13 protein-coding genes and 1 other annotated feature are annotated in these 14,539 nt (G+C 44.8%); all 13 genes read left to right on the top strand.

Going from position 1 to position 14,539, the window contains the following annotated elements; translation table 11 throughout:
• The first annotated feature begins 15 nt into the window (after positions 1–15).
• The 13 genes from rlmB to rpoC all read left to right on the top strand — a co-directional run bounded on the left by rlmB (position 16) and on the right by rpoC (position 14,411).
• Positions 16–780 carry a 23S rRNA (guanosine(2251)-2'-O)-methyltransferase RlmB gene (rlmB, locus tag NYE25_RS18295; protein ID WP_042131237.1) on the top strand — a complete coding sequence of 255 codons (765 nt, stop codon included), beginning with the start codon at positions 16–18 and terminating at the stop codon, positions 778–780.
• 2 nt (positions 781–782) lie between these two features.
• Complete coding sequence (locus NYE25_RS18290) at positions 783–1,304, top strand: NYN domain-containing protein (RefSeq protein ID WP_076286854.1); 522 nt, start codon at positions 783–785, stop codon at positions 1,302–1,304.
• A 158-nt stretch (positions 1,305–1,462) separates the two neighbouring features.
• Entirely contained in the window at positions 1,463–2,107 is a 645-nt protein-coding gene (sigH, locus tag NYE25_RS18285; protein WP_036680496.1) for an RNA polymerase sporulation sigma factor SigH, read from the top strand.
• A 391-nt stretch (positions 2,108–2,498) separates the two neighbouring features.
• Entirely contained in the window at positions 2,499–2,648 is a 150-nt protein-coding gene (rpmG, locus tag NYE25_RS18280; RefSeq protein ID WP_076099620.1) for a 50S ribosomal protein L33, read from the top strand.
• Positions 2,649–2,668: 20 nt separating this feature from the next.
• Positions 2,669–2,860, top strand: coding sequence for a preprotein translocase subunit SecE (gene secE / locus NYE25_RS18275; RefSeq protein WP_036680497.1), 192 nt, complete (start codon positions 2,669–2,671; stop codon positions 2,858–2,860).
• A 21-nt stretch (positions 2,861–2,881) separates the two neighbouring features.
• Entirely contained in the window at positions 2,882–3,415 is a 534-nt protein-coding gene (gene nusG / locus NYE25_RS18270) for a transcription termination/antitermination protein NusG (protein WP_036680499.1), read from the top strand.
• 75 nt (positions 3,416–3,490) lie between these two features.
• Positions 3,491–3,916 carry a 50S ribosomal protein L11 gene (rplK, locus tag NYE25_RS18265; protein WP_042131235.1) on the top strand — a complete coding sequence of 142 codons (426 nt, stop codon included), beginning with the start codon at positions 3,491–3,493 and terminating at the stop codon, positions 3,914–3,916.
• A gap of 82 nt (positions 3,917–3,998) precedes the next feature.
• A complete protein-coding gene (rplA, locus tag NYE25_RS18260; RefSeq protein ID WP_036680504.1) occupies positions 3,999–4,691 on the top strand; it encodes a 50S ribosomal protein L1 in 693 nt (230 codons plus the stop codon).
• A 67-nt stretch (positions 4,692–4,758) separates the two neighbouring features.
• Positions 4,759–4,911 (top strand) — a sequence feature (ribosomal protein L10 leader region).
• Between the two features lie 64 nt (positions 4,912–4,975).
• A complete protein-coding gene (rplJ, locus tag NYE25_RS18255; RefSeq protein WP_042192187.1) occupies positions 4,976–5,479 on the top strand; it encodes a 50S ribosomal protein L10 in 504 nt (167 codons plus the stop codon).
• Between the two features lie 66 nt (positions 5,480–5,545).
• Positions 5,546–5,905, top strand: a complete 360-nt coding sequence (gene rplL, locus NYE25_RS18250; RefSeq protein ID WP_036680508.1) for a 50S ribosomal protein L7/L12 — start codon at positions 5,546–5,548, stop codon at positions 5,903–5,905.
• 211 nt (positions 5,906–6,116) lie between these two features.
• Complete coding sequence (locus NYE25_RS18245) at positions 6,117–6,716, top strand: class I SAM-dependent methyltransferase (protein ID WP_042192184.1); 600 nt, start codon at positions 6,117–6,119, stop codon at positions 6,714–6,716.
• Positions 6,717–7,139: 423 nt separating this feature from the next.
• Positions 7,140–10,685 carry a DNA-directed RNA polymerase subunit beta gene (rpoB, locus tag NYE25_RS18240; protein WP_341146519.1) on the top strand — a complete coding sequence of 1,182 codons (3,546 nt, stop codon included), beginning with the start codon at positions 7,140–7,142 and terminating at the stop codon, positions 10,683–10,685.
• A 114-nt stretch (positions 10,686–10,799) separates the two neighbouring features.
• The gene (gene rpoC / locus NYE25_RS18235) at positions 10,800–14,411 is read left to right on the top strand and encodes a DNA-directed RNA polymerase subunit beta' (RefSeq protein ID WP_042192182.1); all 3,612 of its coding nucleotides are present in this window, start codon (positions 10,800–10,802) and stop codon (positions 14,409–14,411) included.
• Positions 14,412–14,539 lie beyond the last annotated feature (128 nt).

Here is a 14,539-nt window from a genome sequence, read left to right as displayed (position 1 = left end):
ATAGGAGAAGTGAACATGGAAGAAGATTTGAAGACAGAAGAGGAAATATTGGCTGGGAAGCATTCAGTGCTTGAGGCGCTTCGCGCGGGTCGTACATTAAATAAAATATGGATTGCAGAAACGGCTCAGAAGCATCTGACCGCACCAATCGTCGCTGAAGCACGTAAAGCGGGGATTGTCATTCAGCATGTGGACAAGCGTAAGCTGGATCAACTTGCTCCTGGAGTTCAACATCAGGGGGTAGTTGCTCAAGCCGCACCTTTTGCTTATGTCGAGGTAGATGATCTGCTGGCTGCAGCTGAAGCCAAAGGAGAGCCTGCATTCTTGATTTTGCTGGATGAGATTGAAGATCCTCATAACCTGGGGTCCATTCTGCGGACAGCAGATTGTACTGGAGTGCATGGAGTAATCGTACCTAAACGTCGTTCGGCTCAGATTACTGCTACCGTCTCCAAAACATCGGCGGGTGCCGTGGAATATGTTCCGGTTGCGCGGGTCACTAACCTAGGTCAGACCATTGATCGTCTGAAAGAGCAGGGAGTCTGGGTAGTAGGTACGGATGTGGATACAGATCAGAATCTGTTTGGATCCAATATTTTCACAGGACCGGTAGCTGTTGTAATCGGTAATGAGAATAAAGGAATGGGACGCCTGATTCGTGAAAAATGTGATGTATTACTTAAGCTGCCGATGGCCGGAAAGATCAATTCATTAAATGCCTCTGTCGCCGCAGGAGTCATTATGTATGAAGTGGTACGCCTTCGGCAACAGCAGGGATAACTATGGCCGACTGGCGCGATGTGCTGCTTGTGGACGGGTACAATATGATCGGTGGCTGGCCGGAACTAGCGGCACTGTCCCAGATTGGTATGCAGGAAGCACGCGACCGCTTGATGGATTTGCTGGCTGATTACCAGGCTTACTCAGGACGACGAGTTATTGCTGTGTTTGATGCATATCGTGTTCCAGGATTGGGTCGGTCATTTGTCCAGGGCAAAGTCCAGGTGTTTTTCACCAAGGAAAAAGAAACCGCAGATGAATGCATTGAGCGATTGGTTGGAGAATTTAGCAACCGACGTCGACAGATCTATGTTGCAACAAGTGACTTTGTGGAGCAACATATTATTTTCGCCCAAGGTGCACTGCGGATTTCTGCAAGAGAATTGCACCTAGAAATTGAAGAGAACCAGAAACAAGTGAAAAAAGCTATCGAACCGGGAAGTATCAGTTCTACACGTCATTCTTTGGAAGACAAACTGCCTCCTGATGTGCGGAGTAAACTGGAAAATTGGCGTAGGCAGTGACAATAGGAAAGATTTAGGTGATATTTTTATTCCATTTTATGCTATTCCAGATTGTTTTTGGACAAATCCGGTTGACGGTGTAAGGTAACATAATATATACTGATCCTATATTTCGCGAAGTAACGATGTGTCTTGCGTTGCAGCCGGGGGGATTCTTGGTGAGTGTCGACCTCAAGGAAATAATGCTATCCGAGTATGATTTCATAAGTGATGAAGATATTGTCGAGGCTTTCCGTGGTGGCGACAGTGGCGCATTGGAACACTTAATTAATAAATACCGTAATTTTGTACGTGCTAAAGCCCGCTCTTATTTCTTGATCGGGGCAGATCGTGAAGATATTGTTCAAGAAGGAATGATTGGTCTATATAAGGCTATTCGTGACTTTAAAGGTGACAAGCTCTCTTCATTCAAGGCTTTTGCTGAGCTCTGCATAACACGTCAGATTATAACTGCTATTAAGACGGCCACGCGTCAGAAGCATATTCCGCTCAATTCTTATGTTTCTTTGGATAAGCCCATTTATGATGAAGATTCCGACCGGACGCTTATGGATGTCATTTGTGGAACTCAGGTACTAGATCCAGAAGAGCTAATTATCAATCAAGAAGAATTCATTGGACTTGAAGATAAGATGGCGGAGATTTTAAGTGACCTAGAGCGTAAGGTTCTGATGTTGTATTTAGACGGACGATCTTATCAGGAAATTGCTGAAGATCTGAAGCGGCATGTGAAATCTATTGACAACGCTTTACAACGAGTAAAGCGAAAATTAGAAAGATATCTAGAAGTGCGTGACAATTAATGATATAATGAACACAAGAGGGCTCGTACATCGAGTTCTTTTTTTTAGTCTCATGAAATTGCTTAGATAGAATTAGGAGCTAACACCATAAATTTCTATTTGAGTCGATTTTAGTTGTTGCCGTTGAGGGTAGGTTTATACACAGTCGGAATGCCCCATAATGATAAGGAAGACAGCGAAGTGTGAGGAAGAGATAGACCCAAGGACAGGGTACGGCCATATGACTATAACACCCGAAATTACCCAGTGCAGAACGGAATTCTTTCGTTGACACAGACCTTGACATTATGCTAAAGTGTTTTAGGTAGGCCTAAATTCGCGGCTTTTTTTAGGATCAATATTTACGTCTTCTAATTGTATTGTTAGAAGGACGTCTCGGGAGGTGCACATCATGCGGGTAATTATCACTTTGGCTTGTACAAGTTGCAAACAAAGAAACTATGCGACTACCAAAAACAAGCGAAATCACCCCGACCGCATGGAGATGAAGAAATTTTGCAAGTATTGTAACTCGCAAACTCCTCATCGCGAAACCAGATAGTCTGTGGAGGTGTAGTCGGCATGAAACGTAGTTTCAAGTCTATGTTTTCCTTTTTCACTGAGAGCTGGAGTGAACTCAAAAAAGTTCGCTGGCCAAGTCGTAAAGAATTGACCAACTATACATTGATCGTTCTCGGTACAATTGTAGTTGTCGCTATTTACTTCTGGGTTCTGGACATCGGTATTTCCGCTGTGATTGAAGCGATTATTTAGAGAGGTCCCAGGTGGCTTGATATGGAAAAAAGATGGTATGTCGTTCATACCTATTCTGGGTATGAGAATAAGGTCAAAGCCAATTTGGAAAAGCGCGTTGAGTCCATGGGCATGGAAGACAAAATATTCCGCGTTCTTGTTCCTATGGAAGAAGAAATCGTAAACAAAGACGGTAAGAAAAAAACCGTTATGCGTAAAGTTTACCCGGGTTATGTTTTGGTGGAAATGGTTCAGACTGATGATTCCTGGTATGTTGTCCGCAATACTCCGGGCGTTACTGGATTTGTTGGTTCGACAGGCTCAGGGTCTAAACCAACAGCTTTGCTTCCGGAAGAGGTAGAACAAATTCTGAAGCATATGGGCATGGTTGAACCTAAAGCGAAGATTGATTTCGAAATCAAGGAATCCGTACGTATTATGGTTGGTCCGTTTGCGAATTTTGTGGGATCCGTGGAAGAAATTTTGGCTGACAAGAGCAAGATCAAAGTGCATGTGAACATGTTTGGACGGGAAACCCCGCTAGAGTTGGATTTCACTCAAGTGGAGAAAATATAACATAAGCTAAGGGTTTCTTGTGGGAGAGCGCCAATGGCGTTCGAAGACCACTATTTTTGCAAGGAGGTGTCACTCATGGCTAAAAAAGTTATTAAAATGGTGAAACTGCAGATTCCTGCAGGGAAAGCGAATCCAGCGCCTCCAGTAGGTCCGGCGTTAGGTCAAGCAGGTGTCAACATCATGGCATTCTGTAAGGAATTTAATGCTCGTACTGCCGACCAGGCTGGCTTGATCATTCCGGTTGAAATTACAGTATTTGAAGACCGTTCCTTTACGTTCATCACTAAAACTCCTCCGGCTGCTGTTCTGCTTCGCATCGCTGCTAAAGTAGAAAAAGGATCCGGCGAACCAAACAAGAAAAAAGTAGCAAAAATCGGCCGCGCTGCGGTTCGTGAAATTGCTGAAACAAAAATGCCAGACCTTAACGCTGCATCTGTAGAAGCTGCAATGCGTATGGTTGAAGGTACTGCTCGCAGTATGGGTATCACAATCGAAGACTAGTAGTTTTCGAAGAATCGGTCATTCGTGACCCGCAAGTATGTGGGAGGAATTTCCGCTAACACCACAAAGGAGGAACATTTTCATGGCTAAACATGGTAAGAAATACCAAGAAGCTGCTAAGCTGATCAACAGCGAAGCAACTTACGAGCCTTCAGAAGCTGTAGAGCTTGTGAAAAAGGCAGCGACTGCAAAATTCGACGAAACCGTTGAAGCAGCAGTTCGTCTGGGTGTAGACCCGCGTAAACAAGACCAAGCAGTTCGTGGTGTTGTTGTCCTGCCTCACGGCACTGGTAAAACACAACGCGTGCTTGTATTTGCAAAAGGTGAAAAAGCGAAAGAGGCAGAAGCTGCTGGCGCGGATTTTGTTGGTGATCAAGACATGATCAACAAAATTCAACAAGGCTGGTTTGAATTTGATGTCTGCGTAGCTACACCTGATATGATGAGTGAAGTCGGTAAACTGGGTCGTCTGCTTGGTGGTAAAGGTCTTATGCCTAACCCTAAAGCTGGCACAGTTACATTCGATGTTTCCAAGGCTGTGCAAGAAATCAAAGCCGGTAAAATCGAATATCGTCTTGACAAAGCAGGTCAAATTCACGCGCCAATCGGCAAAGTGTCCTTTGATGCTGCACAATTGAACGATAACCTTAAAGCTCTTATCGACGCTTTGAACCGTGCGAAACCAGCTGCTGCTAAAGGTGTATACCTTAAAGGCATCTCGATTTCTTCCACAATGGGTCCTAGCGCTCGTGTGAACACAACCGTCTTCAGATAAATAAGGGTTGACTCTTTGGGTCAATTTTGATAATCTATAACAGTTGTGAAACTTAAGGTATCAATCTTAACCTTGAATATGCTTACCGTAGACAGTAGGTGCCTTAGTGCTTAATTCCCTACCGAGGTGTTGTGATAGAAACAAGAAGTAACGAGCTCGCTCGTATAACTTTCGTTTTATCAAGCCTTCGTGATTCTGCGGAGGCTTTTCTAATGCCTGCGTAGGAGCGGTGATGCTTTCCTTGGAAAGGACGCCGACACATAAATTTTCAGGAGGTGTATACATTGGCAAATGCAAAAGTAATTCAAGCAAAACAGGATGCGGTTGACGTTGTTACTGCGAAACTGCAAAACAGTCTTTCGACTGTTGTAGCGGACTATCGTGGATTGAACGTTTCCCAAGTGACTGAACTGCGTAAGCAACTTCGTGAAGCTGGCGTTGAGTTTCAAGTCCTGAAGAACACATTGCTACGTCGCGCAACTGCTGCGGCTGAGTTGACTGAGTTGGATGAAGTTTTGACTGGTCCAACAGCTATCGCATTCAGCACAACTGATGCAGTAGCTCCAGCTAAAATTTTGAACGATTTCGCCAAGAAAAACGACGCTTTGAAATTGAAAGGCGGCGTAGTAGAAGGACGTGTCATCGACGCGGACCAATTGAAAGCACTGGCTGAGCTTCCATCCCGCGATGGTTTGCTGTCCATGCTGCTTAGCGTACTTCAAGCTCCAATGCGCAACTTCGCGCTTGCAGTTAAAGCTGTTGCTGAAAAAGAAGAACAAAGCGCGTAAGCCTTTGGCTCTTGCAGCATAAATCAATACCACAAACAAATTTAAATTATAAATGGAGGTTCAATCATGAGTAAAGAAGCAATCTTGGAAGCAATTAAAGGCATGAGCGTATTGGAACTGAACGACCTGGTTAAAGCAATTGAAGAAGAATTCGGCGTAACAGCAGCAGCTCCAGTAGCAGCTGGCGGTGCGGTAGCAGCAGTAGCTGAAGAGCAATCCGAATTTGACGTAATTTTGACAGGCGCTGGCGCTTCCAAAATCAACGTTATTAAAATCGTTCGCGAAATCACAGGCCTTGGCTTGAAAGAAGCTAAAGACCTTGTAGACAACGCACCAAAAGCAATCAAAGAAAAAGTAAGCAAAGACGAAGCCGAAGCTACTAAAGCAAAATTGGAAGAAGCAGGCGCAGCTGTAGAAGTGAAGTAATTCCTTCTATACTGAAAACCCCTTGAACTTGTTCAAGGGGTTTATTTTATAAAAATATAAGAAAGTATAAGTTTCACATTATACTTTATCTTTATATTTCTCGCTTGAACGCTTACCGTCCTTATAAGGACATCAGAGGCGTTTATGCTTGATAGAGTTAGTAGGGTTGTGTGAATACAAACTATTAACATAAAGGAAAGGGAGGATGGAGATGTCGCAACATTATTATTCGCAGCAACCGGAAGTGCGTCATGACAGACGTACCATCGACACCGTTCTAAGAGGCAAAAGCTTTCGCTTCACAAGTGATGCGGGTGTGTTCTCTAAAGGAGACATCGATTACGGTAGTCGAGTTCTCATTGAAGCTATGGATATTCCGGACGGTTCGGCAGTGCTTGATGTGGGCTGCGGATATGGACCGATAGGTATAAGTGCAGCATACCTAGCCCCCAAAGGGCAAGTTACGATGATTGATATTAATAGTCGTGCGGTAGAACTTGCGCGTGAAAATGCCCAGCACAATGGAATCCGGAATGTTACGGTAATGGAAAGCGATGTGCTCGGCGCATTGAATGAACAACAAAAGTTCGATGTGATTCTTACCAATCCTCCGATACGTGCAGGAAAAGCTGTAGTGCATCAGATTTTTGAAGAAGCTTATGAGCATTTAAATGAGGGTGGATTTCTGTGGATTGTTATTCAGAAGAAGCAGGGCGCTCCATCAGCGGTAGCTAAACTTGAAAGCTTGTTCTCAAATGTAGAAGAAGTGGGCAAAGATAAAGGTTATCGTATTATTAAAGCTCAAAAATAAAAATCAATAGGTTATTGACATGTGATAGTGATAATGGTATTATTATAAAATGTCAGTATTAAGATAGGCTCCATGTCTTTAGTTTGCTGAAAATGTCAAGCGATATATTGTCGCCGGCTAGCGCAAGCCGTACGGCAAGTTTTTTGCGAATTGGTTCTCTATGCTCTGGCGTAGCGAGTGTTACGCGGTAATAGATAATAGCGCATAAACTGTTGCTTGGTGACGTATAATATGTACGTTTTGGGCAAATCTACTGGATAAGGAGTATTTTGGTCATGGATAAGTGCGCTCTTTTTTCGAAGATTTCGATAAGGGCTTTTCTTTTATTTATGACTGAATCCTTGTAGTATGGTTCCATTATACGGTTCCAAACAAGGGTTCGCAATCAATTTTTAAGTGAGTAGACATGAGGGGTGAGTAAAGTTGGCAGGACATCTTGTTCAGTATGGTCGACGCACTCGGCGGAGCTATGCGAGAATTAACGAGGTACTCGAGGTCCCGAACCTGATCGAGATCCAACAAAAATCTTATGATTGGTTTTTGGAGGAAGGATTGCGGGAAATGTTTCAGGACATCTCGCCGATCCAGGATTTCACAGGTAATTTGGTACTAGAGTTCATTGATTACAGCCTGGGTGAACCAAAATATACGGTTGACGACGCTAAAGAGCGGGACGTGACGTATGCGGCTCCTCTGCGTGTAAAGGTGCGGCTCATTAATAAGGAGACCGGTGAGGTCAAAGAGCAGGAAGTGTTCATGGGAGATTTCCCGCTGATGACGGAGACCGGCACTTTTATTATTAACGGTGCGGAACGGGTTATTGTCAGCCAGTTGGTTCGCTCTCCAAGCGTCTATTTCAGCACAAAAGTGGATAAGAACGGCAAAAAAACCTACACCGCCACAGTAATCCCGAACCGCGGAGCCTGGTTGGAACTTGAGACCGACGCTAAGGATATTATGTATGTTCGTATCGATCGGACTCGTAAAATTCCTGTTACCGTACTTTTGCGTGCTCTCGGTTTCGGTAGTGATGCCGAAATTCTGGAATTGCTTGGCAATGATGAATATATTCGCAATACGCTGGATAAAGACAACACGGACTCCACGGAGAAGGCGCTTATTGAAATTTATGAGCGTTTGCGTCCGGGCGAACCGCCGACACTAGACAATGCCAAAAGTTTGCTGGTCGCGCGTTTCTTTGATCCAAAACGCTACGACCTAGCTAATGTAGGCCGTTACAAAATCAATAAAAAGCTACACATTAAGAATCGTCTTTTCAATCAACGTCTTGCTCAGCCTTTGGTTGACGAAGCTACAGGAGAAATCCTGGCTGAGTCCGGTCAAATGGTCGATCGCAGACTGCTTGATGAATTGATTCCTTACTTCGAAAAGAATGTTGCTTTTAAGAACTACCGTGTTACTGGTGGGGTTATGGACAGCGAAGATATTCCTCTTCAAACGATTGACGTATTCTCGCCAATTGAAGAAGGTCGGGTTATTAAGCTGATCGCTAACGGCAACATCGACAAGTCTGTTAAGCACATTACTCAAGCTGATATTATATCCTCGATCAGCTACTTTATTAATTTGCTTCACGGAATTGGTAATACCGATGATATTGACCATCTGGGTAACCGTCGTCTGCGTTCTGTGGGTGAACTTCTGCAGAATCAGTTCCGTATCGGTTTGTCCCGTATGGAGCGCGTTGTGCGTGAAAGAATGTCGATTCAGGATGCTAATGCAATTACGCCTCAAGCTCTGATCAATATTCGTCCGGTTATCGCGTCCATTAAAGAGTTCTTCGGTAGCTCCCAGCTGTCTCAGTTTATGGACCAGACGAACCCACTTGCGGAACTTACGCATAAACGTCGTCTGTCTGCACTCGGACCCGGTGGTTTGACACGTGAACGCGCGGGCTTTGAAGTTCGTGACGTCCATCACAGTCACTACGGCCGGATGTGTCCAATTGAAACACCGGAAGGTCCGAACATTGGATTGATCAACTCCTTGTCTACCTTTGCTCGTATCAACGAATACGGCTTTATCGAAGCTCCGTATCGTTGGGTAGATCCAAAGACAGGTAAGGTAACTGAACAAATCGATTATCTGACTGCTGATGAGGAAGATAATTATGTAGTTGCTCAGGCTAACGTATTGATCGATGAAGATGGCTCCTTTAAGGAAGACATGGTAATCGTTCGTTACAATAAAGACTCTGACAACATTACAACAATGCCAAGTAATCGTGTAGATTACATGGACGTTTCGCCTAAACAGGTCGTATCCGTCGCTACGGCGCTCATTCCGTTCCTTGAGAACGATGACTCCAACCGCGCTCTGATGGGATCTAACATGCAGCGTCAAGCCGTTCCACTTCTAATTCCTAAAGCTCCGCTCGTCGGAACAGGGATGGAACATAAATCCGCTAAGGATTCTGGCGTATGTGTTGTTTCTAAATATGACGGTATTATCGAACGCTCTTCAGCTAATGAAATTTGGCTGCGCCGGGTTGAAACTGTCGAAGGCAAAGAAGTTAAAGGCGATATCGTTAAATATAAATTACACAAATTTATGCGTTCTAACCAAGGTACCTGTATTAACCAACGTCCTCTAGCTAAAAGAGGGGATATTGTTAAGAAGGGTGACATCATGGCGGACGGTCCTTCTACAGAAATGGGCGAACTTGCTCTTGGTCGTAACGTAGTCGTTGCATTCATGACTTGGGAAGGTTACAACTACGAGGATGCGATCCTGTTAAGTGAAAAGCTAGTTAAGGAAGATGTATACACTTCGATTCATATCGAGGAGTACGAATCCGAAGCTCGTGACACTAAACTGGGACCTGAAGAAATCACACGTGATATTCCAAACGTGGGCGAAGAAGCTCTGCGCAATCTTGATGAGCGTGGAATTATCCGCATCGGTGCGGAAATCAGTGCTGGTGACATTCTAGTTGGTAAGGTTACTCCTAAGGGTGTAACTGAATTGACTGCAGAAGAGCGTCTCCTACACGCTATCTTTGGTGAGAAGGCTCGTGAAGTACGGGATACCTCTTTACGCGTTCCTCACGGTAGTGATGGTATTATCGTTGACGTTAAAGTATTTACACGTGAGAACGGCGATGAGCTGCCTCCTGGCGTAAATCAATTGGTTCGTGTGTACATCGCTCAGAAACGTAAGATTTCTGAAGGTGACAAAATGGCCGGACGTCACGGTAACAAGGGTGTCGTTGCCCGTATCCTGCCAGAAGAAGATATGCCGTTCCTTCCGGACGGTACGCCAGTACAGGTTGTTCTTAACCCTCTAGGCGTTCCTTCTCGTATGAACATCGGACAGGTGCTTGAGGTCCATATTGGTATGGCTGCATTGCGTCTGGGAATTCACATTGCAACGCCAGTATTCGACGGAGCGCGTGAGTACGACGTATTTGATACGATGGAAGAAGCTGGCATGCAGCGTAATGGTAAGACTGTATTGTACGATGGTCGTACAGGTGAACGCTTCGAACGTGAAGTTACTGTCGGCGTCATGCATATGATCAAACTGGCGCACATGGTTGATGATAAGATTCACGCCCGTTCAACAGGACCTTACTCACTAGTTACGCAACAGCCACTGGGTGGTAAAGCTCAGTTTGGTGGACAGCGTTTCGGGGAGATGGAAGTGTGGGCGCTTGAAGCTTACGGTGCTGCATATACATTGCAAGAAATTTTGACTGTAAAATCCGATGACGTGGTTGGTCGCGTGAAGACGTACGAATCCATTGTCAAAGGTGAAAATGTACCGGAACCAGGTGTTCCTGAGTCGTTCAAGGTATTGATCAAAGAACTGCAGTCCCTGGGTATGGATGTTAAGATTCTTAGCGGTGACGAGCAGGAAATTGAAATGAGAGAATTGGACGATGAGGACGAGACGTCAGGCGACAAGCTGAGCCTCAATTTAGAAGGCGCAGAGGTCGGAGTAGAATAATCACGTTGGAGCTTTTGAGTTCCATTTTATAAAGGACCGCGCCCTCTTTTGATGTAACAGTCAGAGGAGGGCAAAGCGGTACTAAATCAGGATTAGGTTAAGGAGGGTTGCTCCTTGTTGGACGTTAACAATTTTGAATTTATGAAAATCGGACTCGCTTCTCCGGAGAAGATTCGTTCATGGTCCCGCGGAGAAGTTAAGAAACCGGAAACCATTAACTATCGTACATTGAAACCGGAAAAAGAGGGTCTTTTCTGTGAGCGTATCTTTGGACCGCAAAAAGACTGGGAATGTCATTGCGGTAAATACAAACGTGTCCGTTATAAGGGCGTAGTCTGCGACCGTTGTGGCGTTGAAGTTACTCGTGCTAAAGTTCGTCGTGAACGTATGGGTCACATTGAATTGGCTGCTCCGGTATCTCATATCTGGTACTTCAAAGGTATCCCAAGCCGTATGGGTTTGGCACTAGATATGTCTCCAAGATCACTTGAAGAGATTATCTACTTCGCTTCGTATGTTGTAACTGACCCAGGTGAAACACCACTGGAAAAGAAACAACTTCTATCCGAGAAAGAATATCGTAGCTACCGTGAAAAATACGGTTACGGATTCCAAGCGGGCATGGGTGCTGAAGCTGTTAAGAAGCTTCTTCAAGACATCGACATCGAAAAAGAGCTGGAATTCCTCAAAGAAGAACTGCGTACGGCCCAAGGCCAACGTCGTAACCGGGCGATCAAACGTCTGGAAGTCATTGAAGCATTCCGTAACTCAGGCAACAAACCTGATTGGATGATCATGGATGTTCTTCCGGTTATTCCTCCGGAGCTTCGTCCGATGGTTCAATTGGATGGTGGCCGTTTTGCTACGTCTGATTTGAACGATCTTTATCGTCGTGTTATTAACCGGAACAACCGTCTGAAAAGACTGTTGGATCTTGGTGCACCTGACATTATCGTGCAGAACGAGAAACGGATGCTACAGGAAGCTGTCGATGCTCTCATCGATAACGGCCGTAGAGGACGTCCGGTAACGGGTCCTGGTAACCGTCCATTGAAATCTCTCAGCCACATGCTGAAAGGTAAACAAGGACGTTTCCGTCAGAACTTGCTCGGTAAACGGGTTGACTACTCTGGTCGTTCCGTTATCGTTGTAGGACCGTACCTCAAGATGTATCAGTGCGGACTTCCTAAGAAAATGGCGCTAGAATTGTTCAAGCCTTTTGTCATGAAGGAATTGGTTAATAAGGGCCTAGCCCACAACATAAAGAGCGCAAAACGTAAAGTTGAGCGTGTAAGTCCTGAAGTATGGGATGTACTTGAAGAAGTAATCAGAGAGCACCCAGTACTTCTAAACCGCGCACCAACACTTCACCGTCTCGGTATCCAAGCTTTTGAACCGATTTTGGTGGAAGGTCATGCTATTCGTCTTCACCCACTCGTATGTACGGCTTATAACGCCGACTTTGACGGTGACCAAATGGCGGTGCACGTTCCTCTGTCAGCAGAAGCTCAAGCGGAAGCACGTATTCTCATGCTTGCATCCGGTAATATCTTGAACCCTAAAGACGGAAAACCGGTTGTAACACCTTCCCAGGATATGGTCCTTGGTACTTTCTACCTGACCATGGACAACAAGGAAGAAAAAGGATCAGGTATGATTCTGCGTACCGTAAATGAAGCTGTATCAGCTTACCAACGCGGAACTGCTGGTCTTCATGCTCGTGTAGCTATTCCAGTTAAAGCACTAGGTAAGACTTGCTTTACGGAAAAACAACAAGGCGCAATGTTGATTACTACGATCGGTAAGATTATTTTTAATGAAATTTACCCAAGTAGTTTCCCTTATATCAATGAAGCGACTAAGACTAACTTGCTGCATGGCACGCCAGAGAAATACTTTATCTATGAAAAAGGCGCAGATATTCGCGAGCTGATTGAATCCGCTCCTGAAGCCAGCGCTGTAGGTAAAGAATATCTGGGTCTGATTATCGCACGTTGTTTTGAAACCTATCATACAACCAAAACCTCTATGATTTTGGATAAAATTAAACAACTCGGCTTTACTTACTCCACACGTTCCGGTGTTACCGTTGCTGTGTCGGATGTTATCGTGCCTGAGGAGAAAGTTACGATCCTGAAAGAGTCCGAAGCTAAGGTAGATGTGGTTGCTAACCAATATCGCCGTGGTCTGATCACTAATGACGAACGGTACGACCGTGTTATTGAGATCTGGTCGAAGACGAAGGATGATCTTACGAACATCCTGCTTAAATCGATGGACCGTTTCAACTCTATCATGCTCATGGTTGACTCCAAAGCGCGGGGTAACAAATCGCAGATCACTCAGCTGGGTGGTATGCGTGGTCTGATGGCAACACCTTCGGGTCGGATTTTCGAATTGCCAATTAAAGCCAACTTCCGTGAAGGTCTTACGGTCTTGGAGTACTTTATCTCCACTCACGGAGCGCGTAAAGGTCTTGCCGATACCGCACTTCGTACTGCTGACTCCGGTTACTTGACTCGTCGTCTCGTTGACGTAGCTCAGGACGTTATCGTCCGTGAGGAAGATTGTGGAACGGATAAAGGATTTACAGTTAGTCGTATTCAGGATGGTAAAGAGGTTATTGAGGATCTGTATGACCGTATTGAAGGTCGTTACTGCTTCGAGACTGTTCGTCATCCGGAAACAGGCGAAATCATTGTTCACCGCAACGATTTGATTGACTCCGATAAAGCGGAAGCAATCGTAGACGCTGGTGTAACTAAGCTACAAATCCGCTCTGTACTAAGCTGCCGTGCTCGTCATGGTGTTTGTAAGAAATGTTACGGTCGTAACTTGGCAACTGGTAAACACGTTGAGATCGGTGAAGCGGTTGGTATTATCGCTGCACAATCTATCGGTGAACCAGGAACCCAGCTTACAATGCGTACGTTCCATACCGGCGGTGTTGCCGGTGATGACATCACGCAAGGTTTGCCGCGTATTCAAGAGTTGTTTGAAGCCCGTAACCCTAAAGGTCAGGCTACAATCAGTGAGATCGATGGTGTAATCAAGGAAATCCGTGAAACTAAGGATCGTCGTGAAATCGAGGTTCAAGGTGAAGCAGAATCCAAGACTTATTCCATTACTTATGGTTCACGTCTACGTGTCAGCGAAGGCCAAGAAATTGAAGCCGGCGATGAGTTGACAGACGGTTCGATTGACCCTAAAGAAATGCTGCGAATCAAAGGGATCCGTGGGGTACAAAACTACATTCTGCAAGAAGTTCAGCGTGTATATCGTAACCAGGGCGTTGAGATCAATGATAAGCACATTGAAGTTATGATCAAACAAATGCTTCGGAAGATCCGTATCATTGATGCAGGTGACACAAGTCTGTTACCAGGCGCGTTTGCGGATATTCATGAATATGAAGCTGCTAATAAGGAAGCCATATTGTCAGGTAAAGAGCCTGCAGTTGCTAAACCGGTCTTACTCGGTATTACCAAGGCATCTCTTGAGACAGATTCCTTCTTATCCGCTGCATCTTTCCAAGAAACTACTCGTGTCTTAACAGACGCTGCTATCAAAGGCAAAGTAGATAAGTTGCTTGGACTCAAAGAAAATGTTATTATCGGTAAGTTGATTCCTGCAGGTACTGGTATGAATCGTTACCGTAATGTTAAGTTAAGTGATCCAAATGCAGAAAGCGCGCTTGAATCTTTAGAGCCGGTTCCTGCTGAATAAATTAGCAAACATGGTAGTGAACTCGTGTCATACCTAATCATAGGTGTGACACGAATATCTGCTGTGTATAATATTCATAAAAATTATTGCTGAATTTCTTGACACCATCTATTGATAATGCTAAAATG

The organism is Paenibacillus sp. FSL E2-8871 (assembly GCF_038000345.1).
Classification (GTDB): Bacteria; Bacillota; Bacilli; order Paenibacillales; family Paenibacillaceae; genus Paenibacillus_AQ.
This window is presented reverse-complemented; position numbering and strand designations above follow the sequence as displayed.

Excerpts from the sequence above, each read along its gene's own strand:
- rlmB (WP_042131237.1), top strand. The coding sequence starts at position 16 with ATGGAAGAAGATTTGAAGACAGAAGAGGAAATATTGGCTGGGAAGCAT.
- NYE25_RS18290 (WP_076286854.1), top strand. The coding sequence starts at position 783 with ATGGCCGACTGGCGCGATGTGCTGCTTGTGGACGGGTACAATATGATC.
- rpmG (WP_076099620.1), top strand. The coding sequence starts at position 2,499 with ATGCGGGTAATTATCACTTTGGCTTGTACAAGTTGCAAACAAAGAAAC.
- secE (WP_036680497.1), top strand. The coding sequence starts at position 2,669 with ATGAAACGTAGTTTCAAGTCTATGTTTTCCTTTTTCACTGAGAGCTGG.
- nusG (WP_036680499.1), top strand. The coding sequence starts at position 2,882 with ATGGAAAAAAGATGGTATGTCGTTCATACCTATTCTGGGTATGAGAAT.
- rplK (WP_042131235.1), top strand. The coding sequence starts at position 3,491 with ATGGCTAAAAAAGTTATTAAAATGGTGAAACTGCAGATTCCTGCAGGG.
- rplA (WP_036680504.1), top strand. The coding sequence starts at position 3,999 with ATGGCTAAACATGGTAAGAAATACCAAGAAGCTGCTAAGCTGATCAAC.
- rplL (WP_036680508.1), top strand. The coding sequence starts at position 5,546 with ATGAGTAAAGAAGCAATCTTGGAAGCAATTAAAGGCATGAGCGTATTG.
- NYE25_RS18245 (WP_042192184.1), top strand. The coding sequence starts at position 6,117 with ATGTCGCAACATTATTATTCGCAGCAACCGGAAGTGCGTCATGACAGA.